Consider the following 2,922-nt stretch of genomic DNA (forward strand, 5'->3'; position numbering starts at 1 on the left):
CTCGTGTACGAGGTGCCCGAACGGTCCGGGTCCGGGTCGAACAGATCGTCCAGATCCCAGCCCCGGTCGCCGGGGAACGGCGACATGCCCTCGCGGCCCTCACACACCAGCCGCCACAGGTCGTCCGGGCCGGTGACACCGCCTGGCAGCCGGCACGCCATGCCGACGACGGCGATCGGCTCGCCGGGGTCGGCGACGACCGGGGCGGCCGGGGTGAAGGCGCCGGTGACGCCCGGCTCGTCGCCTGCTTCGTCGCCCAGCTCGTCGCACAGGTGGCGGGTGAGCGCCACCGGGGTCGGGTAGTCGAAGATCAGCGTGGCGGGGAGCTTCACGCCGGTCGCCACGCTCAGCCGGTTCCGCAGCTCGACCGCGGTCAGGGAGTCGAACCCGATGTCGCTGAACCCGCGGGTGCCCTGCACCGGCTCCGGCCCGCTGAAACCCAGCACGCCGGCCGCCTCGGTCTGGACGAGGGACAGCAGGACGCTCTCCCGCTCGTCCCGCGGCAGCCCGGCCAGCCTGCGGAGCAGCCCGCTGCCGCCGTCGGCGCCGGCCCGCGCCACGCGCCGGCCGGCCCGGACCAGGCCGCGCAGCAGGTGCGGGACCTCCCCGCCCGCCGCGGCCTGGCCGCGCAGCGTCCGCAGGTCCAGCTTGATCGGCACCAGCAGCGCCTGGTCGGCGTGCAGGCCGATGTCGAACATCTCCAGTCCCTCGGCGGGCGTCATCGCCAGGACACCGCCGCGGCTCATCCGTGCCCGGTCGGTGGCGCCGAGGTGGGCGGTCAGACCGGTGTTCTGCTCCCAGAGACCCCACGCCAGTGAGAGTCCCGGCAGACCCGCCGCACGACGGTTGGTCATCAGGCCGTCCAGGTACGCGTTCGCCGCCGCGTAGTTGCCCTGGCCGGCGGACCCCATGAGCGCGGCGGCCGACGAGAAGACGACGAACGCGTCGAGGTCCATGGTCCGGGTCAGCTCGTCCAGGTGCCGTACCGCGTCGACCTTCGGCGCGAACACGGCGGCGAGCCGGTCCGGGGTCAGCGCCCCGATCACACCGTCGTCCAGGACACCCGCCAGGTGCACGACACCGGTCAAAGGGTGCTCGGCGGGCACCGACGCCAGCAGGGCGGCCACCTGCTCCCGGTCGGCGACGTCGCAGGCCACCACGGACACCTCCGCGCCCTGCCCGGTGAGGTCCGCGACCAGATCCGCGACACCGGCGGCGGCCGGACCCCGCCGGCCGGCCAGCACCAGGTGCCGCACACCGTGCCGGGACACCAGGTGCCGAGCGACCGCACCGCCCAACGAGCCGGTGCCGCCGGTGACGAGGACCGTCCCTTCCGGACGGAACACGGCGGGCGCGTGCGGAGCCTGCCCTCCGGCACGGGCCAGGCGGGGTACGAACAAGGTCGTGCCGCGCACCGCGAGCTGCGGCTCGCCGCCGGCCAGCGCCGCGCCCAGCCCCGACGCCACGTCACCGTCCTCGGCGGGGTCGAGGTCCAGCAGGACGATCCGGTCGGGGTTCTCGGCCTGTGCGGCGCGAACCAGACCCCACACCGCCGCACCGGCGGGGTCGGAGACCGCACCGTCACCGGCGGGCGTCGCGCCGCGGGTCAGCACCACGAGCCGCATGTCCGCCGGCGCGGCGGCGCCCAGCCAGCTCTGCAGGACGCCGAGCACCCGCGAGGTCAGCGCCAGGGGCGTGTCCTCACCGCCCACGGCACGCAGAACCGCCACCGGGGGCGCGTCCCGCGTCAGGGCGGCCACGTCGTCCGCCGTGTCGACCGCCACCCACGACGGTGCGTCCGCCTGCCGGGCCGGGGGCAGCTCGGTCCACTCCACGCGGAACAGCGCGTCACGGCTCTCCTCCGCGCCCGTCTCCAGCCGCTCGGTGGACACCGGCAGCGACACCAGCGAGTCCATGGTCACCACCAGGCCGCCGGTCTCGTCGGCGGCCTGGAACGACAGCGCGTCCGGCCCGCACGGCACGACCCGCACCCGCAGCGCGGAGGCTCCGACGGCGTGCAGCAGCAGCCCGTTCCACGCGAACGGCAGCACCCTGCGGTCGTCGTCCGGGTTGGCGAAGGCGTTGGTGTGAAGGGCGGCGTCCAGGAGGGCGGGGTGGATGCCGAACCTGCCGACGTCCTCCCGGTGCTCGTCGGGCAGGGCGACCTCGGCGAAGACCTCGTCACCGCGCCGCCACACCGCCCGAAGGCCCTGGAACGCCGGACCGTAGGCGTAACCACGCTCCACCAGGTCGGGATAGAAGTCGGTGATCTCGACCGGCTGCGCGCCCGGCGGTGGCCAGGCCGTGAAGTCGAACGCCGTGTCCTGGGCGGATGGCGTGGCCGACAGGAGGCCGGTGGCGTGCCGCGTCCACGCGTTCTCGCCGGCGTCCTCACGCAGGGAGTACACGTCCACCGTGCGCGTGCCTGTCTCCGCCGGTCCGCCGACCGCGACCTGGAGCCGTACTCCGCCCTGCTCGGGCAGCATCAGCGGCGCCTCGATCACCAACTCGTCCAGGACGCCGTAACCGAACTCGTCGCCGGCCCGCATCGCGAGGTCGACGTACACCGTGCCGGGAACGATCACGGCACCGCCGATGGCGTGGTCGGCCAGCCAGGGATGCGTCCGCAGCGACAGGCGTGAGGTGAACACCAGGCCGTCGGACCGTGGCAGCGGCACCACGGCACCCAGCAGCGGATGGTCGGCTCCGGTCAACCCCAGTGACGCCGCGTCGGTCGCCGATTCGCCGAGCCGGAGCCAGTAGTGCCGGTGGTCGAAGGCGTAGGTCGGCAGGTCCACATGCCGGGACGTCGCACCACTCGGCAGAATCCCGGCCCAGTCCAGAGGGACGCCGCAGACGAACAGTTCGGCCATCGAGGTCAGCAGCCGCCGCATCCCACCGTCCTCCCGTCGCAGCGACCCC

Annotated in this window: 1 protein-coding gene; it reads right to left on the reverse strand. The window is 74.4% G+C overall.

Going from position 1 to position 2,922, the window contains the following annotated elements; genetic code table 11:
* On the reverse strand, positions 1–2,894 hold a 2,894-nt coding region (locus AF1_RS32265), incomplete at its 3' end, for a type I polyketide synthase (RefSeq protein WP_217999873.1).
* Positions 2,895–2,922: the final 28 nt, after the last annotated feature.

Origin of the sequence: Actinomadura formosensis NBRC 14204, from assembly GCF_001552155.1 — a bacterium.
GTDB lineage: Bacteria > Actinomycetota > Actinomycetes > Streptosporangiales > Streptosporangiaceae > Spirillospora > Spirillospora formosensis.